We start from the raw sequence: 24,194 nt of genomic DNA, 5'->3' as shown, positions 1-24,194 counted from the left end.
GAAGATACCCGCCCCGAACCTTCAACGACATCCAGCCCGCCGCCTGATTCTTCTGTCTGCAGCACCATGCCTTCGACGGCTCGGCCGGCATGGCTGGCATGCTATGATCCGACTGATTCTTCGATTACCAAAATCACACTGCTGGACTGTGGCGTGTCTGCGGACAATACTATTTTGGATTGGTGGCGAGTCGCAATTTCCGCACCGACAACCTTCACTCATGGAACCAATCAGCCAGCGGCTTCTTATACTCTGGCGAGCGCTCAGGGACGCATGGCGGTTAATTTCCACTTGAGGATGGCCATTGACCGCTCAAGGTCTTGAACAACCAGAACGTCTTCGAGGCTTCCGATTATTACGCCACGGGCGGCGCGTACTGCATCGGAAGTTCGTCGACTGGGGTGTAAGCGTCGTTATCGCTACAGTCGGCACGGCAAGCGTGGCCATCAATGGCCATGCCGTTCACTTCAACGCGGGATCGGTGCGCAATTGGATTTGAGAACACCACTGGCTTGAAACTTCGCACGACCATGTTCGCCGGCACAAACATCCTCCGCCTTTCGGCATGAGCAATGTCTTTGTGGAAGCTAACGGTATTACATCAGCGGTAATGGTCGATTCAAATTCGCTAGACCCATCAGCGTTAACAGAAAGGCCAGCGTTGCGTCGCCGTTCTTAAAGGGGCGGTGCAGGGCAGCGTAACCTCTCAGCTAAAATGGTCCATTTCTACCGGTAATGATGGCGCACGGATATGATTCGGGCGCTTGTCGCATGGTGGCTCGCGTGCTGGACGTACGCATCGGTGATCCGGTTCTGCGGCACCGGTAAAAAGAGAGAATAACTGTCATGTCAACAATAAACGATAGAAAATCTTAAGCCTTTGACGAGCCGTCATGACTGTTATTTGGCACTCATTCATGCCCTATCCATGGTTCGCGGGAGCGCCTTCGTTGGCAACTGTCTCGGACTGAAGGTCAGCCCGAACAAAAAGTACTTCCGCCATTATTGAACAACCAAAGCCCCCGTAATCGTTACTGATTACGGGGGCTTTTTCGTTTCTGGCGTTTTGTTCGCAATGCTTTTCGGGTACAACCTGCCGACTGCATAAAAGGAACAGCTCGATGAGTGAAGTTCAGCCGTTGGCGGGTGATGACGACGTTAGGCCGCAGGCCGTGAGTCTGCGCGAGGCGTTCTGGTTCTGGTTGAAGCTGGGCTTTATCAGTTTCGGCGGGCCGGCCGGGCAGATTTCGATCATGCACCAGGAGTTGGTCGAGCGGCGGCGCTGGATTTCCGAGCGGCGTTTTCTGCATGCCTTGAACTATTGCATGTTGCTGCCCGGGCCTGAGGCGCAGCAGTTGGCGACTTATATTGGCTGGCTGATGCATCGGAGCTGGGGCGGGATTGTGGCCGGGGCGTTGTTCGTGTTGCCTTCGCTGTTCATCCTGATTTTCCTGTCGTGGCTCTATATCGCCTTCGGTGAAGTGCCGGTGGTCGCCGGGCTGTTTTACGGGATCAAGCCTGCGGTGACGGCCATTGTCGTGCAGGCGGCGCATCGCATCGGTTCGCGGGCGCTGAATAACAATTGGCTGTGGGCGATTGCGGCGGCGTCGTTTACGGCGATTTTTGCGTTCAACGTGCCGTTCCCGTTGATCGTGCTGGGTGCGGCGGTGATTGGCTACTTCGGCGGTCGACTGGCACCGGAGAAATTCAGGGCCGGCGGGCATAGCGCAGCGAAGAAGTCTTTCGGCGCGGCGTTGATTGACGACGACACGCCAACCCCGGCCCATGCCCGTTTCAGCTGGACGAAACTGGCCTTGATCGCCGTGATCGGTGCCGCGCTTTGGGCGTTGCCGATGGGAGTATTGACCGCGCTATTCGGCTGGCAGGGCACACTGACGCAGATGAGCTGGTTCTTCACCAAGGCAGCGCTGCTCACCTTCGGTGGAGCTTATGCGGTGCTGCCCTATGTCTATCAAGGTGCGGTCGGTCACTACGGCTGGCTGACCCCGACGCAGATGATCGACGGCCTGGCGCTGGGCGAAACCACACCGGGGCCGCTGATCATGGTGGTGGCGTTTGTCGGTTTTGTCGGCGCTTATGTGTCGCAGGTGTTCGGCGCCGATCAGGTGTTCCTCGCCGGAGCGGTCGCCGCCGCGCTGGTGACGTGGTTTACCTTTCTGCCTTCCTTCCTGTTTATCCTCGCCGGCGGCCCGCTGGTGGAGTCGACGCACGACGAACTCAAATTCACCGCCCCACTGACCGCGATCACCGCTGCGGTGGTTGGGGTGATTCTCAATCTGGCGTGTTTCTTCGGCTACCACGTGCTCTGGCCGCAAGGCTTCAGCGGCAGCCTGGACTGGCCGTCGGCGTTGATTGCACTTGCCGCGGCCATTGCGCTGTTTCGCTTCAAGCGCGGAGTGATTCAGGTGTTGCTGGGCTGTGCGTTGGTTGGGTTGGTGGTGCATTTGCTGCGTTAGTGATCGCGGCGCTGGAAATCGAATCGCGCGCTGGAGACTCGATTCCGGCAATAAGTTCCGGTCATTCCAGTGCGAATATCCCCAGCGGTACAGCCCCGTTTCGCTTGTTCGCGCGGTTCAAACCATTTGTCCTGTCGGCGCAAATTTTTTGAAATTTCCGCAACGACAATGCTTCACAAAAGGGTAGGCAAACTTTTACCCAGAACTTGCCACGCTTACCCGACTGAGGAGATTTGTCATGTTTCTACATAACAAGCGACTTCAATACACCGTTCGTGTCGCCGAGCCCAATCCGGGGCTGGCCAATCTGTTGCTCGAGCAGTTTGGCGGCGCACAAGGTGAACTGGCGGCGGCTTCGCGCTATTTCACTCAAGCCCTGGCCGAGGACGATCCGGGACGCAAGGACTTGCTGATGGATATCGCCACTGAAGAACTCAGCCATTTGGAAATCATTGGCTCGATCATCGTCATGCTCAACAAGGGCGCGAAAGGCCGGATGGCCGAAGGCGTCGAGCAGGAGGGCGAGCTGTATCGCTCGCTCAATGGTAACGGCAATGACTCGCACATCACCAGCCTGCTCTACGGTGCCGGTTCGCCGCTGACCAACTCTGCCGGTGTGCCATGGACGGCGGCGTACGTCGATACCATCGGTGAGCCGACCGCCGACATGCGTTCCAACATTGCTGCTGAGGCACGGGCGAAGATTGTTTATGAGCGCTTGATGAACGTGACCGATGACCCCGGCGTGAAAGAGGCTCTGGGCTTTCTGATGACCCGTGAGATCGCCCACCAGTTGTCGTTCGAAAAAGCCCTGCATTCGATTCAGCCAAACTTCCCGCAAGGCAAGCTGCCCGGCATGCCTGAGTTCACCAACGTCTACTTCAACATGTCGCAAGGCACCGAAAGCATGCGCGGCCCGTGGAATCAGGGCGACGATTGGGAGTTCGTCGAAACCCCGACGCCAGCGGTCGACGGCGGCGATGGCCTGGCCACCGTGCAACTGGACAGCGCCGACGAAGCGCTGCTGGAAAACATGAAAATGCGCACCATGTCCGACCCCAACAGCGAGCCGGTCACCGGTGCGGATCTGGGCGCCGGCGCGCAGGCCAAGCCTGGTTTGTAAGGCACGAGGGGCGCGCCGGACATCAGGCGGCGCGCCCCGGTTGATCACTGGGAAATCATCAAGAAGAGGACTCGACAATGGCTACTCCACAGGAAAACCTGCTCGACTGGCTGCGTGATGCCCATGCCATGGAGCAACAGGCCGAGCAAATGCTCAAGGCACAATCCAAGCGTCTGGAACATTACCCGCAGCTCAAGGCGCGCATCGATCAGCACATCGAAGAAACCCTCGGCCAGCAGAAACTCATCGACGAATGCCTGCAACGTCTGGGCGGTGAATCCTCGACGATGAAAGACCTGGGCGGCAAATTGATGGCGTTCGGTCAGGCTGTTGGCGGCTCCTTGATGAGCGATGAAGTGATCAAGGGCGCCATGGCCGGCTACGTTTTCGAAAACATGGAGGTCGCCAGCTATACCGTGCTGATCGCAGCGGCGAAAGCGGCGGGGGACACGCAGACGCAGAAGGCCTGCGAACAGATTCTGCCGCAGGAAGTGGCCATGGCTGAATGGCTGCTCAAGCATTTGCCGCAACTGACCGACGCGTTTCTGGAACGCTCGGCGGATCCGGACAAAGAAGCCAAGAAGTAACCCTTGCCACCGGCGTCCGCCTGCCAGACGGGCGGACGCGCTATCAAATTACGGTGCGACCTGCAGCGGCTTGCGCTCAATCTCCACCGGTTGCAAATGACCCAGCCGATCCAAGTGATAGCGTTGCAGATCCCGCGCCAGAATCAGGTGGCCGTCATACAGCGCCGCCGCTTCACTGCGCACATCTTCGATGGATGGACTCAGCGCCGGGTTGGCCTGATAGCGTGCGCTGAAGTGCGTCAGCACCAGGTTGCGCACCCCAGCGGATTCGGCGAAACCGGCGACAGCGGCGGCGCTACTGTGGCCGTAACTGGCTCGAGCGCGGTCGATTGCTGCCTGCACGAATGTCGCTTCATGCACCAGCACGTCCGCCGATTGCGCGACTTCTGCCAGCAGTGCCGGCCGATCGTTGTCGCCGCAGACGATGATGCGCCGATCAGGTCGCGCGCTCAGCAGATAGTTGCGAGCGTGCAGCATCCGCCCGTCAACCTCCACGTCCTGACCATGGGCCAACTGACCCCAGAGCGGGCCGCGTTCGATGCCCTCGGCATCCAGGCGCCCCACGTCCAGACGCGGTTCCGGATCGGACTCGGTAAATACATAACCGTGACACGGCACGCGGTGGGAAAGCTCGACGGTCTGCACCTGAACGTTGAGGTTGCGCCATTCGGTAAGCGTTTCCACAGCGTGCAGGTTGATCTCGAAGGGCAGATGCGATTGCGTCACCTCAAGGCTCATTCTCAGCCACGGCTGCAGCGCCGCCGGCAGAATAATGTCCAGCGGCCGCGTGCGTCCGGACATGCCGGTGCTCGCCAGCAGACCCGGCAAGCCCAGGCAGTGATCGGCGTGCACATGAGTGATGAAAATCGCCCGCAATTCACTCAGTGACAGCGGCGTGCGCAGCACCTGATGCTGGGTGCCTTCACCGCAATCGATCAGGTACCAGCCCTTGCCGGCAGAGGCGATCAATGCTGTTGCGCTGACGTTGCGCTGGCGGGTCGGCACGCCGGCAGACGTGCCCAGAAACAACAAATCCACGGTGGTTCTCCCTGGCGGATCGGATTTCAGATCTTGCGTGCAGTTCTCGGTGAGCTTTCGACAATCAGCGAGGCGATTCGGATCCATCGAAGTACCGGGGCGATTCATCGGACACCCGCCGTTGCGGTGTCCGGCCTTGGCACTTCGCTCGCTGATGATGGTCACAGCGAAACGGAGTCACTTAGCGGAGGTCAACTTGCCCAGAAAATCCAGGCCGATCGTCGACCGCGCCGATGCGGCGACCCTTTCGCAAGAACGCAAAGATGTGTTTTTCGCGGCGGTGCAGGTCAGCCGCATGGCCATGATTGTCACCGATCCAGCGCAGCCCGACGATCCCATCATTTTTGCCAACAATGCGTTTCTTGAACTCAGCGGCTACGAGCTGGAAGAGGTGCTCGGGCGCAACTGCAGGTTTCTGCAAGGCGAGCAGACTGATCGTTCCGTCTTGCAACAGGTCAAGCAAGCGCTCAAACATCAACACGAAACCTGCGTGGAGGTACTCAACTATCGCAAGGATGGCTCGTCGTTCTGGAACGAGCTGTTTATCGCGCCACTATTCAACGAGCGCGGGCAACTGGTGTATTTCTTCGCCTCGCAAATGGACGTCAGCCGCCGCCGTGACGCCGAGGATGGTTTGCGTTACAGCGAGAACATGGAAGCGCTAGGCCAGTTGACCGGTGGCATCGCCCACGATTTCAACAATCTGTTGCAAGTGATGATTGGCTACATCGAGCTGATCCAGCACACCGCCAAGCGGCCGAGCATTGATCCGCAACGCATCGTGGTCGGCGCCGGTCACGCTCGCGCGGCGGCGGAAAAAGCACGTTTGCTGACTCAGCATCTGCTGGCGTTCTCGCGCCGGCAACGGCTTGAGGGGCGGGTGATCAATCTCAATGCCTTGCTTGAGCGCTCTGCGCTGCCGACGCATGAATCCGCCGACCTGGAACCGCGATTCGAACTGGCCGAGGACTTGTGGAACTGCCGGCTCGACCCGGCGCAGGCCGAGATGGCACTGAATCATCTGCTGTCCAATGCCCGTGATGCGCTGCAAGGGCAACCGCAGCCAGGGATTACCGTGCAGACGCGCAACGTCGTTGTCCCGGACGCGACCGATCCGCACCAGGGCGGACTGGCGACGGGGCGTTACGTCTGCATCGCGATCGCCGATAACGGCGTGGGCATTGCCGCCGATGATCTCGACAAGGTCATGGAACCGTTTTTCACCACCAAGGAGGAGGGCAACGGTGCCGGACTCGGTTTGTCGATGGTCTATGGCTTCGTCAAGCAATCCGGCGGTGTGGTCAAATTCGAATCGACGCCGGGGCTCGGCACCACGGTGCGCTTGTTCTTCCCGGCGGATGACAGTCAGCTATCGGCACCTGGCTCCGCTGAAACCGCAGAAAATCTCAAGGGCACGGAGCGCATCCTGATCGTCGAGGATCGCGCCGAAGTTGCTGAACTGGCGCGCTTCGTACTGTCCGAACAGGGTTACCGCACCACCATCGCTGCAGACGCGAGCGAGGCACTGGCGATGTTGCAGAGTAGCGACTTTGAGCTGGTCTTCACCGATCTGGTCATGCCCGGTGAGATGAACGGGCTGGCACTGGCGCGGGAAATCAGCCAGCGCTATCCGGCCATGCAGATCCTGCTGACGACCGGCTACTGCGCGGACGAGTCGACGCCCAATGAGCTGGCTGACAATGAGTTCGAATTGATCGCCAAGCCCTACGCGCCGGTGGATCTGCTGCGCAAGCTGCGCTCGATGCTCGGCTGAAAAAACGAACTGTCAGTGAACGTTCGGCGTCCATCCTTAAGACCACATTGAGCAACCAGTGAGGGGACGATCCCCGAGGAGATGTTTGCTATGAGTGATTATCCGATGGACGAAACCGATTCCGATCACCGCAACCGCCAGTTCGGTCAGGCTTTGGGGCTGGATGCTGACGAGGTGGAGTCGTGGGTCAGTGCAATCGAAGAGGACGGCAGCGGCATGGGCTACGTCGTGCATTTTTCCAGCGAAACGCCGGTGGACGTACTGGCCAAGGTGCAAGGACTGGGCGATGACCTGATGATCAATATCGGGCCGATCGACTGAGCATCAGGGAGAACGGTTCATGCAGGAGCAACCTTTGGTGGTGATAAGCGGCGCCAGTGCTGGCGTGGGTCGCGCGGTGGCCCACCGGTTTGCCGCTGGCGGCTACCGTATCGGCCTGTTGGCGCGTGATCCGGCGGGACTGGCCGCCACGCAAGAAGAGCTGCAAGCGTATGGCGTTCAGGTCGAAGCGGTTAGCGTCGATGTCGCCGATGCGCTCGCCATGCAGCAGGCCGCGCAGCAACTGGAAGCCACGCTTGGGCCGCTGGCGGTGTGGGTCAACGCGGCGATGGTCACGGTGCTCTCGCCGATAGAACAATTGTCCGCCGCCGAGATCGAGCGCGTCACTCAGGTGACCTATCTCGGTACGGTTCATGGCACCTTGGCGGCGCTGTCGTTGATGCGTCCGCGCAACCAAGGGGTGATCATCCAGGTCGGCTCGGCGTTGGCCTATCGCGCCATTCCGTTGCAGGCCGCCTATTGCGGGGCGAAGTTCGCTGTGCGCGGTTTTACTGATTCATTGCGCTGTGAGTTGCTGCATGAACGCAGCCATATTCGCGTGTGCATGGTGCAATTGCCGGCGATCAATACCCCGCAGTTCGATTGGGCACGCAACAAATTGCCCAAGCGTCCCCAACCGGTGCCACCGATTCACGACCCCGATGTGGCAGCACGGGCAATTTTCAGTGTGGTAAAGCGTCCGCCGCGAGAGTTGTGGCTGGGGTGTTCGACGATCAAAGCGATTGTCGGCCAGTCGGTCATGCCCGGCCTGCTCGACCGTTTGATGGCGCGAGGTGCATGGTCCGGTCAGCAGACCAATGAGCCTGAAGACAACGAGCACCCGGACAACCTGTTCGAAGCGCAGCCGGATCGGCATCAGATTCGCGGCCGCTTTATCGGCCGCTCAAAGGACGCGGCGCTGGCCTTGACTTCGACTCAAGTGCTGGCGGTATCGGCAGTGATTGCCGTACTGGTGGCCGTGGTTCTATTACAGCTTTGATTGTTCCCCGTTAGTCAGGGGTTGACGGATTTCAGTGCGCCAGCGGAGGGCTTGAGTTTTTCCTGCAGGTCGCGGGCAGTTTTTGCCTGTTTCTCGATGTCCGGCAACGCGGATTGGGCGAAAGCCTTGAGCTGCGGATTTTGTGATGACATCGCTTCTTTCTTGAACAGCATCAGCTTTTGCTCAAGGGTTTCGGCCTGGCTGTCGATGTAAATGCGGTCGAAGGCGTCATCCCTTGATTCAAGGCGTAGCTGCTTGGCTTTGGATGCCACCGAGGGTTCGGTAGGAACCGCCATATGCTGGCTTTGCCCCAGCTGCCTGATTTGTTTATCGAAGCGCTCATGGTCGGCGATCATTTGTCTGGCGAACGCTTTGACTTCGGGCAAGGTTGCTTTTTCCAAAGCGATGCGCGAACTGTTGTGCTGGAACAGGCTTTGCTGTGCCGCCTCTTCGATGAAGGCGTCGATGGTGTCGGCACGGCTTGGCTGGACGCTCATAGCCAAGACCGCAAGGCAGATTGCGGCGAGTGATTTCATGGCGCGTAACCTCCGCAGCATCGATGGATGGTGGCGGCCCGGGATCAGCTCATGGCTGCTGATAGTGGCCGGGGACGTTGTCGCCTTCGTCGGGACTGGTGCGTTTCTGCACCTGGACGTCGCTCAGTGAAGCGGTCTTCAATTCGGGGAAAGCGGTTTTGACCAGGGTTTCAGCGAGACCCGGATCAAGGGTGTCGCCATCGTGGATCAGCGTGCGGCTTTGCGGCTGGTTGTCGACGATGAAACTGACGAGGTAGCGGTGCTCATGGGACATGGCTGAAATCCTTGTGTGCATGGCAGCAAAAATTGCAGTACATGCACCTTTGATGAACACCGCTGACAAGCATTCAAATAAACCCTCTGAAGGGCGACAGACGGTGCCGCTTTGCAGATGAACAGGACGTCGCTCAAATTTCCTTGATCGGCGTCTCGCCCTGTACGGCTTTGATCAGATTGATCACATGCAAGCAATCAGCCTTGTTCACATACGATTCGCCACTGGCCACGGTCTCGTGGTTGCGCGCGCGCAGACGCCAGCGCCATTGGCCTTTGCCAGTGCTCGGGGTGCCTCGGGTTTGTCGGTAGATTTCGAAATACATGGGGTTCGCTCCCTGCGATGGATGTGCGCGCCAACCTGTGTGGCGCATCGACGCAAGCCTAGCGCAGCGGGTTTTTTTGGCTATCGCGGATTTGTTTCCAATCGTTCGCGGATGTTTCTGAAAGACCCTGCCCAGAGCGCCGCGACTGCCCGGCGAATTGGCCGATATGACGCCGTGTCATGCTTGCACGTGCGTGACTGCTACTGCTTAATACGGGACGGCTCATGGCCTCGAAAAACTTTCGATGACCGACAAACTATAAAAAGAGCACTCCTTTGACTGAGCACGGAACGCAACAGGCCGGGCAGGTGACGTTGTCGCTGGTGATCCCCGTTTTCAACGAGGCCGATAGCCTCGACAGCTTTCTTTCGCGCATCGACGAGGTCTTTCAGGCGCAGGCGCTGATCGATCTTGAACTGGTCTTCATCAACGATGGCAGCACCGACACGACCCTTGAGCGCTTGCTTGAACGGCAGCGGCAAGACTCGCGTCTGCGCATCGTCGACCTGAGTCGCAACTTCGGTAAGGAAGCGGCATTGTCGGCCGGTCTGCAAATGGCGACCGGGCATATCGTGGTGCCGATCGACGCCGATCTGCAGGACCCGCCGGAAGTCATCTTGCAAATGATCGAGCGCTGGCGCGAAGGTTACGAAGTGGTGCTCGGCCATCGCGTCAGCCGCCGCAGCGACACGTGGGCCAAATCGACCTCGGCCCACTGGTTCTATCGCCTGCACAACCGCATCGCCGAACAGCCGTTGCCGGAGAACGTTGGCGACTTCCGCCTGATGGACCGCTGCGTGGTCGATGCGTTGCTGACTCTGCCTGAGTCGCGGCGCTTCATGAAAGGTCTGTTCGCCTGGGTCGGTTTCCGCACCACTCATGTCGACTACGAGCGCCCCGAGCGTGTGGCCGGGCAAAGCAAGTTCAATGGCTGGCGGCTGTGGAACTTCGCGCTCGAAGGCATCACCAGTTTCAGTACCGAGCCGCTGCGGGTCTGGACTTACCTGGGGGCGACGGTTTCGCTGGTGTCGTTTGCGTTCGCCATGTTCATTGTCCTGCGCACACTGATCCACGGCGTCGACTTGCCAGGTTATGCCTCGCTGATGGTCGCGGTCACGTTCCTTGGCGGTCTGCAATTGATCGGTATTGGCGTACTCGGCGAATACCTCGGCCGCACCTATATCGAATCCAAACGCCGGCCGGTTTTTCTGGTGCGTCGCGTCTACGACCCCAAGGACTGACAGATGGATCTCAAGGAAACCGACATCCTCGGCGACAGTATCGATGAGCATTGGTATTACTGCTGCAAAGCGGCGGCGACCCGGCGATTGCTGGGTGACATGCCGATTCGGCGAATACTCGATGTCGGTGCCGGCTCGGGGTTTTTCTCGCACCATCTGCTGACTCACACCGACGCGCATGAAGCGTGGTGCGTCGACATCAGTTACCCCGCCGATTCAAGCGCCACCAGCGCGGGCAAACCGGTGCATTACCGACGCGGCATCGACAGCATCGATGCCGATCTGGTGTTACTGATGGATGTGCTCGAGCATGTCGACGACGACCTCGGCCTGCTCAAAAGCTATGTCGATAAAGTGCCTTCGGGCAGTCGTTTTCTGATGACGGTGCCAGCGTTCCAGTTTCTCTGGAGCGGTCATGATGATTTTCTCGAGCACAAGCGCCGCTACACCCTCGCGCAATTCGAAACCCTGGCGGGCGATGCCGGTTTGACCGTGCAGCGCGGCGCCTATTATTTCGGTGCGGTGTTTCCTATCGCCGCTGCGTTGCGCCTGATGCCCCAAGGTTCGCCGACCGCACAGCCACAGTCGCAACTCAAGCTTCATCACCCGTGGGTCAACAGCGTGCTCAAGACGCTGTGCCGACTGGAATTGCCGTTGATGGGCAGAAACCGGCTGGCCGGTTTGAGCGTCTTCGTGCTGGCGCAGAAACCGTGATCGGCAGTGATCGTTCAGCGTTGGTCCGCCGTGGTCTGCGCTTTGCCCTGACCGGGCTGTTCGTCACTGCGCTGCATGCGCTGGTGGCTGTGCTGTTCATCCGCTTCATCGCGCCCGAACCGCCGCTGGCCAATGGTTTCGCCTTTGCCGTGGCGACTGTTGTGTCTTATGTGATCAATACCACCTGGAGCTTTTCCGCTCGCCTGCACGGGCGCACGTTGCTGCGTTTTATGTCGGTCTCGGCGGGCGGTTTTCTATTGGCGATGCTGGTTGCCTGGGCGGCGCAAATGGCTGGGTTGCATTATTTGCTCGGAATCGGCGCCGTGGCCCTGACGGTGCCGGCATTTACTTTCGTTTTGCATAATTTCTGGACGTATCGATGAAGCTTTGCTCAACCTCTCGGGCCGCTGCGCTGTTGCCTGTGCTGCTAGGCATTCTGGCGTTTTTTATCGTGGTCGGCCCTCGGGCGTTGAACCCGATGAACATTGCCTGGCTGGGCGACGGCGACCCGGCCACCCACTACCAGGGTTGGGTATTTTTCCGGCACTCGCCATGGAGCTTTCCGCTGGGGCTCAATCCGTCTTACGGACTGGAGTTGTCCAACGGCTTGATCTTTTCCGATTCCAATCCTCTGTTCGCCTTTTTGTTCAAGCCGTTCTCGGCGCTGTTGCCGGAGCCGTTTCAGTATTTCGGACTGTGGTTACTGACCTGCTTCATTCTGCAGAGCTGGTTTGCCTGGAAACTGCTCGGCCTGGTGACCCGCGACGCGGTTGTGCGATTGCTCGGCACCGGGCTGTTTTTATTCGTTCCGGCCATGCTGATCCGCATGAGCGTGCACCTGTCCCTGGGCGGGCATTTCATGTTGCTGGCTGCGCTTTATCTTGCGCTGCGGCCCTTCACGCCCAAGCGCTCTCTGGCCTGGGGAACGTTGCTGGCGGCGGCCGCGCTGATCCACGCCTATTTGCTGGCGATGATTGCGCTGATCTGGCTCGCCGATCTCGCAGCGCACACCCTGCGGCGACATTTGGCGCCGCGCAAAGCTGGGGCCGAACTGATCGGACTGTTTTTGCTGGTGAGTCTGTGCTGCTGGCAGGCGGGCTACTTCAGCGTCGGCGACGACGGCCTGGCACTGATGGGATACGGTCTGTTCCGCGCCAATGTGCTGAGCTTTTTCGACCCGGGAACCTGGTCGTTTGCCCTGCGCGACATGCCCGGTGTGTTGGGCGACGGTGACGGTTTTGCTTTCCTTGGTTTGGGTGTGGTGTTCCTGTTCATCTGCGCCTTCGCGGCATGGCTGCAACGCGGCACGGATGTTCACCTCAAGCCACGTCGCTACCCTCTGCTGTTGCTCGCGCTGGCAGGCCTGGCGCTGTTTGCGTTTTCCAACAACATCGGTGTCGGCCCATTCGAATTGCATATTCCGCTGCCGGATGCGGTGGTGGCAGTGGCGACAATTTTTCGCGGGTCGGGGCGGATGATCTGGCCGGTCATGTACATGGCGATTTTCGCCATCCTGTACGTGGTGATTCGCGGCCATACTTCGCGCACGGCGCGGGTTCTGCTGAGCATTGCCCTGTTGCTGCAAGTGGCGGATACGCGTTCCGGCTGGGGAGAGTCGCGCAATCTGTTCATGGCCGCGCCGGCGCCACAATGGCCGACGCCGCTGGTTGATCCGTTCTGGGATCAGGCCACCCGCCATTATCAGGCGGTGCGCTGGTTGCGCCCGGAGAATTATCCAGAGCAGTGGCGAACGCTGGCCGAGTATGCGGGACGCCATCATCTGCCGACCAATGCGGTTTACCTTGGACGCGTCAGTACCAAGGCCACCGAAGCGGCGCAGGCTGTGGCCGACCAAATGGTCAGCTCTGGTCAATACGCCGCCGATACGTTGTATGTACTCGATAGCCGCACTGTGCTGCTGGCCGCGCTGACCCTCAATCGCGAGACTGACGTACTCGCCAGAATCGACGGTTTGAACGTGCTGGCACCCGGCTGGAAGCGTTGCGCCGATTGCCCGCCCATCGTGGCCGCTGATCCCCTTACGCTGATTTCGCCACTCAAGACGAACGAGCGCGTGACCTTCAACGTTACCAGCCTGGCGACGTTCTTCCTCGGCAGCGGATGGTCGAAAAGCGAACCGTGGGGCACGTGGTCCGAGGGCAGTGATTCGCAAATCATTCTGCGGCCCGAGGCCCCGGTGAAGTCATTTGTGCTGGAAGCCAACGCGTTGATTGCGCCGTCGCATACCGAACAGGGGCTGGAGGTCATCGTCAACGATGTGGCGGTGCTCTCCACCCGTTTGCGCAAGCCCGAAGAAAATGTTGTCAGCGTTGATCTGCCAGCCGAAGTGCAGCAGCGCATCGAACGTGAAGGCGTGCTGGTGATTCGTTTCCAGCACGCCGATGCCGTCAGCCCGAGAGCGCTGGGCATGGGACTCGATCCGCGCAAGCTGGCCATTGGCATTCGAGCGTTGACGCTTCATTGACCCGGCAGTGGCAGTTTGGCGCAGCGGCCCATAGACGCGGTTCATGGGCCTTTCTACACTGCCGCTATTCCGGGAGCAGGGGCAATGGATGAACCGCAATGAACTACGCAAGGCCGACATCAACCTGATGGTGGTGTTCGAGACCCTGATGCTCGAACGCAACGTGACCCGTGCGGCGGAGAAGCTGTTCCTCGGCCAGCCGACCATCAGTTCGGCACTCAACCGTTTGCGCACGATGCTCAATGATCCGCTGTTCATCCGCGTCGGCCATCGCATGGAACCGACGGCCCGCGCCGAAGACATTTACCGCCATCTCAAACCGGCACTGGATTCACTGTCGGCGGCGCTGAGCCTGACCCGCGATTTCGATCCCGCCACCAGCACCATGACCTTTCGCATCGGCCTGTCCGACGACGTCGAATTCGGCCTGCTGCCGCCGCTGTTGCGCGCGCTGCGCCAGGAAGCACCGAGCGTGGTGTTCGTGGTGCAGCATGTCGATTACTGGCGCATTCCCGACCTGTTGGCCGCCGGCGATATCACCGTCGGCATCAGCCAGACCCGGGGCCTGCCGGCCAACGCCAAACGCAAACTGCTGCGGCACATCCAGCCGAGCATCCTGCGCGCCGATGCCTCTGCTACACCGCTGACCCTCGACGAATATTGCGCTCGCCCGCATGTGCTGGTGTCGCACACGGCCAATGTCAGTGGCTACGCCGATGAGTGGCTGGCGGAACTGGGCCGCACGCGGCAGGTGGTGTTGTCGGTGCCGCAATACAGCGCACTGCCGGCGTTGCTGGCCGGCACCGACCTGATCGCGAGCCTGCCGGATTACACCGCAGCGGCGATGGCGGCGTCCGGGGCGCTGTTCCAGGAACCGTTTCCGTTCAAGACGCCGACACTGGACCTGTCGATGGTCTGGCTCAGCCACGTCGACAGCGACCCTGCCGAACGCTGGCTGCGCTCGCGGCTCGAAGCGTTCATGAGTGAACGGCCAGCTGAGCACTACGATCCCTTGTAGGAGCTGCCGCAGGCTGCGATCTTTTGATCTTGATTGTGAAAAACACAAAATCAAAAGCTCGCAGCCTCGTTTCACTCGACAGCTCCTACAGGGAATGCGTTGAGCCGACTGTGTTATATGTACGCCCCCCGCATCCGCCGACTGGAGATCCGCAATGCCACACCTGCACATGGAATACACCGCCAACCTGACGCAGTTGAACGCTGACATCGCCCTGATTCGGCTCAACAACACGCTGGTCGGTTCCGGTCAGTTCGGCGGGGAGTTCGATATCAAGAGCCGCGCGATCAAGATCGACAACTTCAAGGTCGGCACGGCGCAGGGCGAGCGCGCCTTCGTCCATGTGAAACTGGCCTTGCTCAGCGGGCGCTCGGCGGAGATCAAGAAGCAGCTCTCGCAAAGCCTGCTGGCGGTGTTGCAGGAGCTCTGCGAATGGCCGGCCGGGCTCGAAGTGCAACTGTGTGTCGAACTGCTCGACATCGATCGCGAGTCCTACAGCAAAGCCGCGATCGGCGTCTGACGCTCAGGCGTTTTCCAGCTCGCTGCACACCTGAATCACCTGCTCGCGCAGCCAGACGTTGGCGCTGTCCTGATCGGCGTTCTGGCTCCACTGCATGTCGAGGGTGAAACCCGGCAAGCCATTGGGCGCCTCGCAGTGGTTGAACACCGCGTCGTTGGTCAGCAAACGCTGGATACGCCGGGGCAGGGTGAGGATGAAATCGGTGCCGGTGATCATCTTCAACGCGGCGCTGTAGCTGTTCGAGCGCGCGACAATCTGACGTTTCTGCGCCTGCCGCGCCAGCCAGCCGTCGACCATGTTGGTGCTTGATGTCCATGGCGTCGGGAACACATGCCGACGTTCGGTGAATGCTTGCAGGCTCAGGCGCGGCTCCAGTGGCGTGGCGCGTTTGTCGAAGACGCAGACCAGATCATCTTCCAGCAGCATCCGTGATTTCAGATCTGCATGCTGGCGGTGAAAGTGCGGGCCGAAACTGATCACCAGATCGAGGCTGCCGTCGCGCAACTCTTCGGCCGGAACGTCGGTTTCAAACTTGTGCATGTTGACCATCACCGGCAAGTCATCGAAGTCGAAGCGCTTCAACAGTCGCGGCAGAATCAGTTGTTCGAAGTATTCCGGCGCGCAAATGTTGAAAGTCACCGCCTGCCGGCTTGGGTCGAAGGCCGGGGCACCGGCGTGGCAGAGGTTGATGCTTTCGAGGATTTTCTGCACATGGCCGTACATGCTGCAGGCTTTGTAGGTCGGGCGCATGCCGGTGCGGGTGTTGATGAACAGTTCGTCTTCGAAACTGGTGCGCAGTTTCTTCAGGCAATAACTGACGGTGGACTGGCTGACGAACAGGGTTTCCGAGACATCGGTGACACTGCTCTGCTCGTACACGGCGACGAATACCATCAAGTCCTGCATGTCGAGCTTGCGAAGCAAATTACTGTTCAGCATGAGTTCCGTCTCGCTGTGCCCCCTTGCGCAGAATTCGCGCAAACGTGTGCGTACGATCCTAACGGAACGATGGTGCCAGGAGAAACCCTTGTAGGACATTTCACGGACACATGTGGGACAGAAACTTTTAGCAACACGACGTTGCCAATCTCGTGCGCAAAAGATGGCCAGAGGCCTCTAGCCCGGGCGAGGCAATTGGCGCGCGTAGTGGCGAGGGTCGAAGCGCATCACCATCAGCAGCATGATCACCATCACCGCCGTCAACGCCCACCACGCGCCTTCGAAATTGCCCAGCCGATCGCGAATCATCCCTGCCAACAGCGGCGAGAGGCTGGCGATCAGATAACCGATCCCCTGTACAAACGCGGTCAGGCCACCGGCACGCTGCGGCTCGTCGCAATGATCCAGCGCGACGATCAGGCTCATCGGAAACAGACCGCCAATCCCCAGCCCCAACAGACACGGCCATAACAAGGCCAGAGTTATCGGAGCGAGAATCAGCCCGCAGAAACCGCCGATGATCAGCAACAGCAGAACCGCCAATATCCCACGCCGGTCACGGCTGCGATTGGCGATCGCCGGCACTGCCAGGCCGGAAATGACCTCCATCGCTGTAAGAAAACCCAACATCAGCCCGGCGTTCTGTTCACTCCAGCCTTTTTCCACGTAATACGGGGCAAGCCAGGCGAGGACACAGGTGTAGGACGCCGTACCGAGGCCAAAGAACATCGCCAGCAACCAGGCGCGCGGGCGGGTGATGAAGGACTCCCGCCGGGTCCCCCTTGATATGGCTTGCGCGGGCTGCAAACACCAGACCAGCAACGCGACCAATGCCAACGCCGCCCAGATGGCCAGCCCCACGCGCCAGCTGCCGGCCTGCACCATCACCAGTGGCGCGAACGAGGCGGCAATCGCCGCGCCGCCCATGATTGACGTGACGTAGACGCCCATGCACAACGCCACGTTGTCAGCAAAGCGCGATTTGATCAGCGCCGGCATCAATGCCTGAATCAGGGCTATGCCAATGCCGGCCAATGTCGCGCTGACGATCAGCTCGGCCGCCGAATCGATAAACAGCCGTGACAGGCTCGCCAGCCCGATGATCAACAGCGACAGCAGCACCGTGCGTCGTTCGCCCAGGCGCTGGCTGATGCCCAGGCCGAAGAACATCGCCAGCCCCATGGCCATCACCGGCAGCATCGTCAGCAGAGAGGCAAGCGTGAAGCTCAACGGGATATCGCCGCGGATCGCCGACAGCAGCGGCCCGATGGCTGCCATTGAGGGGCGCAGATTAAGTGCGACAAGGATGATCGCGAGCATCAGCCAAGCGGCGGGGCGGATGTGATTCATCGGCGGGCCTTTGAGTGGGGAGGCTGATGATTAGGCGTGGCGTCGCCGACGTCGGCAAATCAGAAAGTCGCGGGCCAGACCTAAAAACTCGATAACACTCCTGTCCCGATGTGGGAGCGAGCCTGCTCGCGAATGCGTTCCTCCAGACAGACATTCATTTGCTGACACTGCGCTTTCGCGAGCAGGCTCGCTCCCACAGGACATTGCGAAGTGCCTGAAACTGAATAAACCCTGAACCATTCTCAAATACTCGCAAACTTTCACGTTCGTACTCCGAGGCAACTAATCATTAGCATCTTTTTCACGAAAAATTGATCCATGGCTGCCTAAAGTTTGGCATGCCTCGGTGAATGAAATTTTCACAATCGACGAGGCTCTTCTTTCAGGAACAGTCACTCATCATGTTGAAGTTAAAAGCCGTGCGCCCGGAATGGGTGACGTTGTTTGCCAGCGCCTTTTTGTTGCTCGGTTTCAATCTGGTGCTTTGGCAACATTTGTTCGAGATCACCGCCGCCGATGGCAAGGGCATCGCCATGCGCGTTGCGTTTGGCGTGATGATCTTTGCCGCGTTCAACATAGTCCTGACATTATTCGCTTTCCGGCCACTGCTTAAACCACTATTGACCCTGTTGTTTTTAGTCAGCGCCGGCGTGGCTTATTTCATGAGCCAATATGGCGTGATGATCGATGCCGGCATGTTGCGCAACTTTGCCGAGACCAACGTCACGGAAGTGCGTGATCTGCTCTCATTGAAGTTGTTTGCTTATATTCTCTTGCTGGGTGTCCTGCCGTGTTTGTTGTTGTGGAAAGTTCCGGTCAGTTATCGGCGCTGGCATCGCGAGTTGTTCAGCAAAGTTATTGTCAGTGTTGCCTCGGCAGCGGTGATCGGTGTTGTCGCATTGGCCAACTATCAAGGCTTGTCGTCGCTGTTTCGCAATCACCACGAAATTCGCCTGATGCTGGTGCCGAGCAATTACATCGGCGCATCCATTGGTTATCTGCAAGAGCAAGTGGTCTCGGCGCAGCAGCCGTTCATCAAGATCGGCGAAGATGCCCAGCGCAATCCCCACCTGCAGCTACAGCCACGCAAATCCCTCACGGTGCTGGTGGTGGGGGAGAGTGCGCGGGCGCAGAACTTCGGCATTCTCGGCTATGACCGCGACACCACGCCGCAACTGGACAAAGAGGCTGGCCTGATCGCTTTTACTGACGTGCATTCCTGCGGCACGGAAACCGCAGTCTCGGTACCGTGCATGTTCTCCAATATGGGCCGCAAGGATTACAACGCCAGCAAGGCCAGGAATGAAGAGGGCTTGCTCGACGTACTCAAGCGCGCCGGCATCGATGTGATCTGGCGCGATAACCAGTCCGGCTGCAAAGGCACTTGCGACCGCGTCACGGTGCAGGATGTCAGCAAGTTGCAAGACCCTGCGTTGTGCGCCAACAGCGAATGCCGCGATGAAATCCTCCTGCAAGGGCTGCAAAGTTTTATCGATCATCTGGACAAGGACACCGTGCTGGTTCTGCACCAGATGGGCAGTCATGGCCCGGACTACTTCAAGCGTTATCCCAAGGAGTACGAACACTTCACTCCGGTCTGTGAAAGTAACGCGCTGAACAATTGCAGCCGCGAAAGTATCGTCAACGGTTACGACAACACTTTGGTCTACACCGACCATGTGCTGGCGAGCCTGATCGATGTGCTGCGTAGCAATCAGGACAAAGTCGACACCGCCATGCTCTATCTGTCGGACCACGGCGAATCGCTGGGCGAGTACAACCTGTTTCTGCACGGCACGCCGTACATGCTGGCGCCCGAGCAACAAAAGCATGTAGCGATGCTGGCGTGGTTCTCCGACAGCTATCAGAAGGCCTACTCGGTCGACACCCATTGCCTGCAACTTAGCCGGGACAAGCCGCTGAGCCAGGACAATCTTTTTCACTCGATGCTCGGCCTGCTGGAAGTGCGCAGCAGCGTCTATCAGCCGGCGCTGGACATGTTTGCCGGTTGTCGCGGCGCGGTGATCGACGGCGTGTTGGCCAAGCAGTGAAGCGTTTCCTGCCCGTCGCGCCAATGCGACGGGCCTTTCTGTTTCTGCTGTCAGACTATTCTTGCTGACAGGCAAGACATTTCCTTACAGCTCTTGCCCTTCAAAGGCGCGTAAATCGTCGGTGGCGATATATACTGCGCGCCATTCTTCAAGGGAGAGCCGTGTGGCTATCGATATTCACTGGATTCGCGACAACGAAAGCCTCGCGCAGTTTTGCGCCGAGTGGCAGCAGCTGCCGTTCGTTGCCCTCGACACCGAATTCATGCGGGTCGACACCTTCTACCCGATTGCCGGCCTGTTGCAGATCGGCGACGGCAAACGCGCCTACCTGATCGATCCGCTGACCATCAACGCCTGGCAACCGCTGGCCGCGTTGCTGGAAAACCCGGCGGTGCTGAAAGTCCTGCACGCCTGCAGCGAAGACCTCGAAGTGCTGTTGCGCCTGACCGGCAGCCTGCCGGCGCCGCTGTTCGACACGCAACTGGCCGCCGCTTACCTGAACCTCGGCTTTTCGATGGGCTACTCGCGACTGGTGCAGGAAGTGCTCGGCATCGACCTGCCCAAGGGCGAGACCCGTTCCGACTGGTTGCAGCGTCCGCTGTCCGAAACCCAGATCAGCTATGCCGCCGAAGACGCCGTGCATCTGGCCGAAGTGTTCGTCGAGTTGCGCCCCAGGCTGTCCGACGACAAGTTCGCCTGGGTGCTGGAGGATGGCGCCGAACTGGTTGCCAACCTGCGCCGCGAGACCGATCCGTACGAGGTCTATCGCGAGGCGAAACTGGCGTGGAAGCTGTCCCGTGCGCAACTGGCCGTGCTGCGTGAACTGTGCGCCTGGCGCGAAAAAGAAGCCCGCGCCCGCGACCTGCCGCGCAACCGCATCGTCCGGGAACACTCGCTGTGGCCCCTGGCCCGCACGCAGCCGGATAACCTCGCGGCGCTGGGCAAGATCGAAGACATGCACCCGCGTACCGTACGTCAGGACGGTCAGTTTCTGCTTGATCTGATCAAGCGCTCTGGCAGTGTGGGGCCGGATCAATGGCCGCCGGCAGTGCCCGAGCCGTTGCCGATCGAAGCCGCTGCGTTGATCAAACAACTGCGCGCGCTGGGTCAGGCCGAGGCCGAACGCCTGGGTATTGCCCCGGAACTGATGCTGCGCAAGAAAACCCTCGAAGCCTTGGTCAAAAGCGGCTTCCCCGAGGGTCCTTACCAATTGCCCGATTCGCTGCGTGGCTGGCGCCGCGAATTGCTCGGCCAGAAGCTGCTCGACAGCCTGGCCACCGCCGGAGAACAGCCTTGAAACGTATTTGCTCCATCTACCAAAGCTCCAAGCGCAGCGGCATGTATCTCTACGTGCTCAAGAGCGATGCGCTCGAGCGCGTGCCGGAAGCGCTGATGACGGCTTTCGGCAAAGCGAAGCACTCCTTCGATCTGGTGCTGTCGCCCGAGCGCAAACTGGCCAGCGAAGACATCACCGTGGTCCTGGAAAACCTCGACAAGCAGGGCTACCACCTGCAAATGCCGCCGGCCGAGGACGAGTACATCGAGCACCTGCCCGAAGAGTTGCTGCGACGCAACGACCCGGTCTGACCCGCGAGGCCCTGTCCTGGGCCTCGGTTAACCCTGGAACTGTTTTTACCGCGATGGCCGGCCCCAACCCGGCGGCTGTCTGCACGGTTTGCGAAAGGTTTGAAGATGCGCGTTCTGATTGCTGAACACGACCACGCGATATACGCCCGCCTGCTGCGTCAGGCACTGCCCGAGCTTGAAGTACTGACCAGCGGCGACTCCGCCGAACTGGCGCGGCAGGCCGCCGATTGCCCGGTGTGGCTGGGCCAGCCGGATCTGCTCGCGACCCTGCTGCGCCAGGGCCATCAACCGCAATGGTTGCAATCGACCTGGGCCGGCATCACGCCGCTGCTAGCCGACGGCCTGCGCCGCGACTATCGCCTGACCCGCGCCGTGGGGATTTTCGGTCAGGTCATGGCCGAATACGTGCTGACCTACATCCTCGGCCACGAACGCGAAGTGCTGGCGCGGCTGGTCAGCCAGGTCGAGCGCAAGTGGGACAACCGCAGCGGCCAGAGTCTGGTCGGGCGCAAGGTGCTGATCGTCGGCACCGGTGACATCGGCCAGAGCGTTGCGCAGTTTCTCCTGCCGTTCGGCGTCGAGCTTTATGGCATCGCCAGCAGCGCCCGCGAACAGGCGCCGTTTGTCGAAGTCGGCGCGCTGGCGGATCTGCCGCGTCTGGTGGGCGAGGTGGACTACGTGGTCAATCTGCTGCCGAACACCGAACACACCCACGATATCTACGACGCGGCGCTGTTCAAGCAATTCAAACCGACCGGACTGTTCATCAACGCTGGACGCGGTGTGGCAGTGGTCGATGCCGATCTGGTTGAAGCTTTGAAAGAAGGGCACTTGGCCGGCGCGGTGATCGACGTCTGCCGCCAGGAACCATTGCCGCAACGCCATCCGTTCTGGACCGCGTGGGGCTTGCTCCTGACCGGCCACAGCTCGGCACCGACCTCGCCGGCGCTGATGGTGGATTTGTTTGTGCAGAATCTGAAAGCGTATGAGGCGGGTGAAGCGTTGCGCGGCGAGGTGGATTTCACCCGCGGTTACTGACTCACCCGATTTCGCTGTGGGAGCGAGCCTGCTCGCGAAGAGGGCGTGTCAGTCGACAACAGCGTGTCTGACACAGCGCTTTCGCGAGCAGGCTCGCTCCCACATTGGTTTCAAAGTGCAGCCACCAGTTTGCTCAGCGGGCGGCGCTGGCGCTGAAAGCGGATTTACCGACAGTCGCCAGCGCTTGGCCCTTGCGTCCGCTGGCACTAGACTGGCGGCCTTTTCACCACCTTGATGTTGATGCTTGAGCCATGGCCGCCATAGTCGAACCGTTCTGGAAACGCAAAACCCTCGATCAACTCGATCACGAGGAATGGGAATCGCTGTGCGACGGCTGCGGTCTGTGCTGCCTGCAAAAGCTCGAGGATGAAGAAGACAACAGCGTCTATTACACGCGCATCGCCTGCAAACTGCTGGATCTGAAAACCTGTCAGTGCAGCGATTATCCGAACCGGATCAAGTTTGTCCCGGACTGCATCCAGCTCACGCCGGGTCAGGCGGAAGAATTCAAATGGCTGCCGCCGACCTGCGGTTATCGTCTGGTCAGCGAGGGCAAGGATCTGCCGTTATGGCATCACCTGGTGTGTGGCGACCGCGATGCGGTGCACCATGAGCGGATTTCCCAGTCCGGGCGCATGCTTGCCGAAGGCAGCGTGCCGGAGGATGACTGGGAAGATCATCTGATTTTTCGCGCGGGCTGATGAGGTGGTGGGTTGTTGAACCCGTAAAGATCAAAAGACCGCAGCCTTCGGCAGCTCCTGCAATGGAAAACGTGATTCCGTGTAGGAGCTGCCGGAGGCTGCGATCTTTTGCTTTAAAGCCTCAGACGCCGGCCTTCGGCGAGACCAGCGAATCATTGCCGGTAACGGTTGCCGTTTCGGTGGCCACTTCGGCATTGGTCTTCAGCTTGCTCAGCTCTTCCCCGGCGCGTTCGATCTTCGCCCGCACATTGCTCATGTCCTGACGGCCTTTTTCCAGCAGGCTTTTCGCCGAGCAGTGCCCGGTAATGCCACGGGCCACGGCCATGCCGCCGAGCGCCACTTGAATCAGGCCGAACACGCCGCCACGGCGCAGGCCCTTGCCGACCATCAGCACGCCGCCGGTCAACGAGCCGACGCGCTCCCAACCATGCACGTTCTTGTGCGAAGGCGACTGGAACGGGGTGGATTCGATGCGTTCTACGCGTTTGAGCTCGCTCATGATCTATCTCCAGGCAGGGTGCGATTGATAGATAAGCTGACTGCCAGGGCGGTCAGCTTGTTCCATCGAATGTGCGACGCTTCAGCGGAATTTCGGCCCGGAGCGGGTGTTCAGGCCTTTGGCCATGCGGTCGTAGAGCACGACGTTGACGGTGGCGGCGAGGTTCATGCAGCCGGTGGTCGGGATGTACACGACGTCTTCGCACCAGTCGCGAATCTCTTTATCCAGCGAACCGTCCTCGGGGCCGAAGATGTACAGGGCTCGGTCGGGGTGGGTGTATTCGGGCAGCGGCCGGGCGCCGTCGACCAGTTCCACGGCGACCGGCACGCAGTTGAGCGGAAGGATTTTTTTCAGATCATCGATGCCGATCAGCGGGATGTCGTAGTGCACGCGCTTGGTGTCGGTGACGAAGTCGGCGGCGCGTTCATAACGCTTGCCGGTGTAGAACACCGACGCCACGCCGTAACAGCCTGCGGCGCGCATCACCGAACCGACGTTCTCCGGTGATTTGGGGTTATACAAACCAATGCAGCTGTACCGTTTGTCTGCCACGAGCGGGGTGCCTTCGAGAAAAAGAGCGCGATTATACGGGGATTGGG

The 24,194-nt window shown here is 59.8% G+C and carries 25 protein-coding genes; 17 read left to right on the top strand and 8 right to left on the bottom strand.

All coding sequences use genetic code 11. From position 1 onward, the window contains the following. Window positions 1-1,121: 1,121 nt before the first annotated feature. From chrA to J5M66_RS25780, 3 genes are all read left to right on the top strand, one after another. On the top strand, window positions 1,122-2,477 hold the full coding sequence (gene chrA, locus J5M66_RS25790) for a chromate efflux transporter (RefSeq protein WP_207808308.1): 1,356 nt from the start codon (window positions 1,122-1,124) through the stop codon (window positions 2,475-2,477). A gap of 238 nt (window positions 2,478-2,715) precedes the next feature. Beyond that, on the top strand, window positions 2,716-3,600 hold the full coding sequence (locus tag J5M66_RS25785) for a manganese catalase family protein (RefSeq protein WP_207808309.1): 885 nt from the start codon (window positions 2,716-2,718) through the stop codon (window positions 3,598-3,600). A gap of 77 nt (window positions 3,601-3,677) precedes the next feature. Next, the gene (locus J5M66_RS25780; protein ID WP_024012005.1) at window positions 3,678-4,187 is read left to right on the top strand and encodes a DUF892 family protein; all 510 of its coding nucleotides are present in this window, start codon (window positions 3,678-3,680) and stop codon (window positions 4,185-4,187) included. Window positions 4,188-4,235: 48 nt separating this feature from the next. Here the strand turns inward: J5M66_RS25780 and J5M66_RS25775 are convergent, their stop codons facing one another. After that, entirely contained in the window at window positions 4,236-5,225 is a 990-nt protein-coding gene (locus tag J5M66_RS25775; RefSeq protein WP_207808310.1) for a ribonuclease Z, read from the bottom strand. Window positions 5,226-5,421: 196 nt separating this feature from the next. Here J5M66_RS25775 and J5M66_RS25770 point away from each other — a divergent pair, with 196 nt between their 5' ends. From J5M66_RS25770 to J5M66_RS25760, 3 genes are all read left to right on the top strand, one after another. Continuing rightward, a complete protein-coding gene (locus J5M66_RS25770) occupies window positions 5,422-6,999 on the top strand; it encodes a histidine kinase famiy protein (protein ID WP_241196136.1) in 1,578 nt (525 codons plus the stop codon). 90 nt (window positions 7,000-7,089) lie between these two features. Then, the gene (locus J5M66_RS25765; RefSeq protein ID WP_071174678.1) at window positions 7,090-7,320 is read left to right on the top strand and encodes a hypothetical protein; all 231 of its coding nucleotides are present in this window, start codon (window positions 7,090-7,092) and stop codon (window positions 7,318-7,320) included. Window positions 7,321-7,339: 19 nt separating this feature from the next. Beyond that, on the top strand, window positions 7,340-8,317 hold the full coding sequence (locus J5M66_RS25760) for an SDR family oxidoreductase (RefSeq protein ID WP_206420900.1): 978 nt from the start codon (window positions 7,340-7,342) through the stop codon (window positions 8,315-8,317). A 14-nt stretch (window positions 8,318-8,331) separates the two neighbouring features. On the opposite strand, the gene J5M66_RS25755 is transcribed toward J5M66_RS25760, so the two are convergent. From J5M66_RS25755 to J5M66_RS25745, 3 genes are all read right to left on the bottom strand, one after another. Beyond that, window positions 8,332-8,853, bottom strand: coding sequence for a DUF4142 domain-containing protein (locus tag J5M66_RS25755; protein WP_185015389.1), 522 nt, complete (start codon window positions 8,851-8,853; stop codon window positions 8,332-8,334). 49 nt (window positions 8,854-8,902) lie between these two features. Continuing rightward, complete coding sequence (locus tag J5M66_RS25750) at window positions 8,903-9,127, bottom strand: hypothetical protein (protein ID WP_016771243.1); 225 nt, start codon at window positions 9,125-9,127, stop codon at window positions 8,903-8,905. 133 nt (window positions 9,128-9,260) lie between these two features. Next, complete coding sequence (locus J5M66_RS25745; RefSeq protein WP_016771242.1) at window positions 9,261-9,452, bottom strand: DUF1508 domain-containing protein; 192 nt, start codon at window positions 9,450-9,452, stop codon at window positions 9,261-9,263. 275 nt (window positions 9,453-9,727) lie between these two features. Here J5M66_RS25745 and J5M66_RS25740 point away from each other — a divergent pair, with 275 nt between their 5' ends. From J5M66_RS25740 to J5M66_RS25715, 6 genes are all read left to right on the top strand, one after another. Then, complete coding sequence (locus tag J5M66_RS25740) at window positions 9,728-10,693, top strand: glycosyltransferase family 2 protein (RefSeq protein ID WP_206420898.1); 966 nt, start codon at window positions 9,728-9,730, stop codon at window positions 10,691-10,693. A gap of 3 nt (window positions 10,694-10,696) precedes the next feature. After that, window positions 10,697-11,407: a class I SAM-dependent methyltransferase gene (locus J5M66_RS25735; RefSeq protein WP_206420897.1), complete on the top strand. Its 711-nt coding sequence runs from the start codon at window positions 10,697-10,699 to the stop codon at window positions 11,405-11,407. Then, on the top strand, window positions 11,404-11,790 hold the full coding sequence (locus J5M66_RS25730; protein ID WP_073472933.1) for a GtrA family protein: 387 nt from the start codon (window positions 11,404-11,406) through the stop codon (window positions 11,788-11,790). Before J5M66_RS25735 ends, J5M66_RS25730 begins: the two co-directional genes overlap by 4 nt. Next, window positions 11,787-13,892, top strand: coding sequence for a DUF6311 domain-containing protein (locus tag J5M66_RS25725; RefSeq protein WP_207808311.1), 2,106 nt, complete (start codon window positions 11,787-11,789; stop codon window positions 13,890-13,892). The genes J5M66_RS25730 and J5M66_RS25725 overlap by 4 nt, the downstream gene beginning before the upstream one ends. 88 nt (window positions 13,893-13,980) lie before the next feature. Next, window positions 13,981-14,910, top strand: a complete 930-nt coding sequence (locus tag J5M66_RS25720; RefSeq protein WP_016771239.1) for a LysR substrate-binding domain-containing protein — start codon at window positions 13,981-13,983, stop codon at window positions 14,908-14,910. Between the two features lie 154 nt (window positions 14,911-15,064). Beyond that, window positions 15,065-15,430, top strand: coding sequence for a 5-carboxymethyl-2-hydroxymuconate Delta-isomerase (locus J5M66_RS25715; protein WP_207808312.1), 366 nt, complete (start codon window positions 15,065-15,067; stop codon window positions 15,428-15,430). Window positions 15,431-15,433: 3 nt separating this feature from the next. Here the strand turns inward: J5M66_RS25715 and J5M66_RS25710 are convergent, their stop codons facing one another. Further along, complete coding sequence (locus J5M66_RS25710) at window positions 15,434-16,369, bottom strand: LysR family transcriptional regulator (RefSeq protein WP_024012014.1); 936 nt, start codon at window positions 16,367-16,369, stop codon at window positions 15,434-15,436. Window positions 16,370-16,546: 177 nt separating this feature from the next. After that, window positions 16,547-17,719, bottom strand: coding sequence for a cyanate transporter (locus tag J5M66_RS25705; RefSeq protein ID WP_207808321.1), 1,173 nt, complete (start codon window positions 17,717-17,719; stop codon window positions 16,547-16,549). A gap of 401 nt (window positions 17,720-18,120) precedes the next feature. Between J5M66_RS25705 and J5M66_RS25700 the strand changes: the two genes are divergently transcribed. The 5 genes from J5M66_RS25700 (at window position 18,121) to J5M66_RS25680 (ending at window position 23,096) form a co-directional block, all read left to right on the top strand. Beyond that, on the top strand, window positions 18,121-19,770 hold the full coding sequence (locus tag J5M66_RS25700; RefSeq protein WP_207808323.1) for a phosphoethanolamine--lipid A transferase: 1,650 nt from the start codon (window positions 18,121-18,123) through the stop codon (window positions 19,768-19,770). A gap of 163 nt (window positions 19,771-19,933) precedes the next feature. Further along, window positions 19,934-21,067: a ribonuclease D gene (gene rnd, locus J5M66_RS25695; RefSeq protein WP_125925306.1), complete on the top strand. Its 1,134-nt coding sequence runs from the start codon at window positions 19,934-19,936 to the stop codon at window positions 21,065-21,067. Beyond that, window positions 21,064-21,357, top strand: coding sequence for a YcgL domain-containing protein (locus J5M66_RS25690; protein ID WP_041478850.1), 294 nt, complete (start codon window positions 21,064-21,066; stop codon window positions 21,355-21,357). Before rnd ends, J5M66_RS25690 begins: the two co-directional genes overlap by 4 nt. Window positions 21,358-21,462: 105 nt before the next feature. Beyond that, window positions 21,463-22,395: a D-2-hydroxyacid dehydrogenase gene (locus tag J5M66_RS25685; protein ID WP_016771233.1), complete on the top strand. Its 933-nt coding sequence runs from the start codon at window positions 21,463-21,465 to the stop codon at window positions 22,393-22,395. Between the two features lie 251 nt (window positions 22,396-22,646). Next, on the top strand, window positions 22,647-23,096 hold the full coding sequence (locus tag J5M66_RS25680; protein ID WP_016771232.1) for a YcgN family cysteine cluster protein: 450 nt from the start codon (window positions 22,647-22,649) through the stop codon (window positions 23,094-23,096). A gap of 121 nt (window positions 23,097-23,217) precedes the next feature. Here the strand turns inward: J5M66_RS25680 and J5M66_RS25675 are convergent, their stop codons facing one another. After that, window positions 23,218-23,595, bottom strand: coding sequence for a DUF2892 domain-containing protein (locus J5M66_RS25675; protein WP_016771231.1), 378 nt, complete (start codon window positions 23,593-23,595; stop codon window positions 23,218-23,220). An 81-nt stretch (window positions 23,596-23,676) separates the two neighbouring features. After that, window positions 23,677-24,147 (bottom strand): RNA methyltransferase, encoded by a 471-nt coding sequence (locus J5M66_RS25670; RefSeq protein ID WP_046816778.1) that lies wholly within the window; start codon window positions 24,145-24,147, stop codon window positions 23,677-23,679. Window positions 24,148-24,194 lie beyond the last annotated feature (47 nt).

This window comes from Pseudomonas sp. 67(2021) (genome assembly GCF_017491835.1).
Taxonomy (GTDB): domain Bacteria; phylum Pseudomonadota; class Gammaproteobacteria; order Pseudomonadales; family Pseudomonadaceae; genus Aquipseudomonas; species Aquipseudomonas atacamensis.
This window is presented reverse-complemented; position numbering and strand designations above follow the sequence as displayed.

Bases quoted from the DNA above. Each gene is read 5' to 3' on its own strand.
- J5M66_RS25750 (WP_016771243.1), bottom strand. From the start codon at position 9,127: ATGTCCCATGAGCACCGCTACCTCGTCAGTTTCATCGTCGACAACCAG.
- J5M66_RS25675 (WP_016771231.1), bottom strand. From the start codon at position 23,595: ATGAGCGAGCTCAAACGCGTAGAACGCATCGAATCCACCCCGTTCCAG.
- J5M66_RS25685 (WP_016771233.1), top strand. From the start codon at position 21,463: ATGCGCGTTCTGATTGCTGAACACGACCACGCGATATACGCCCGCCTG.
- chrA (WP_207808308.1), top strand. From the start codon at position 1,122: ATGAGTGAAGTTCAGCCGTTGGCGGGTGATGACGACGTTAGGCCGCAG.
- J5M66_RS25700 (WP_207808323.1), top strand. From the start codon at position 18,121: ATGTTGAAGTTAAAAGCCGTGCGCCCGGAATGGGTGACGTTGTTTGCC.
- J5M66_RS25780 (WP_024012005.1), top strand. From the start codon at position 3,678: ATGGCTACTCCACAGGAAAACCTGCTCGACTGGCTGCGTGATGCCCAT.
- J5M66_RS25755 (WP_185015389.1), bottom strand. From the start codon at position 8,853: ATGAAATCACTCGCCGCAATCTGCCTTGCGGTCTTGGCTATGAGCGTC.
- J5M66_RS25705 (WP_207808321.1), bottom strand. From the start codon at position 17,719: ATGAATCACATCCGCCCCGCCGCTTGGCTGATGCTCGCGATCATCCTT.
- J5M66_RS25680 (WP_016771232.1), top strand. From the start codon at position 22,647: ATGGCCGCCATAGTCGAACCGTTCTGGAAACGCAAAACCCTCGATCAA.
- J5M66_RS25765 (WP_071174678.1), top strand. From the start codon at position 7,090: ATGAGTGATTATCCGATGGACGAAACCGATTCCGATCACCGCAACCGC.
- J5M66_RS25720 (WP_016771239.1), top strand. From the start codon at position 13,981: ATGAACCGCAATGAACTACGCAAGGCCGACATCAACCTGATGGTGGTG.
- J5M66_RS25710 (WP_024012014.1), bottom strand. From the start codon at position 16,369: ATGCTGAACAGTAATTTGCTTCGCAAGCTCGACATGCAGGACTTGATG.
- J5M66_RS25725 (WP_207808311.1), top strand. From the start codon at position 11,787: ATGAAGCTTTGCTCAACCTCTCGGGCCGCTGCGCTGTTGCCTGTGCTG.
- J5M66_RS25760 (WP_206420900.1), top strand. From the start codon at position 7,340: ATGCAGGAGCAACCTTTGGTGGTGATAAGCGGCGCCAGTGCTGGCGTG.
- J5M66_RS25745 (WP_016771242.1), bottom strand. From the start codon at position 9,452: ATGTATTTCGAAATCTACCGACAAACCCGAGGCACCCCGAGCACTGGC.
- J5M66_RS25715 (WP_207808312.1), top strand. From the start codon at position 15,065: ATGCCACACCTGCACATGGAATACACCGCCAACCTGACGCAGTTGAAC.
- J5M66_RS25735 (WP_206420897.1), top strand. From the start codon at position 10,697: ATGGATCTCAAGGAAACCGACATCCTCGGCGACAGTATCGATGAGCAT.
- J5M66_RS25785 (WP_207808309.1), top strand. From the start codon at position 2,716: ATGTTTCTACATAACAAGCGACTTCAATACACCGTTCGTGTCGCCGAG.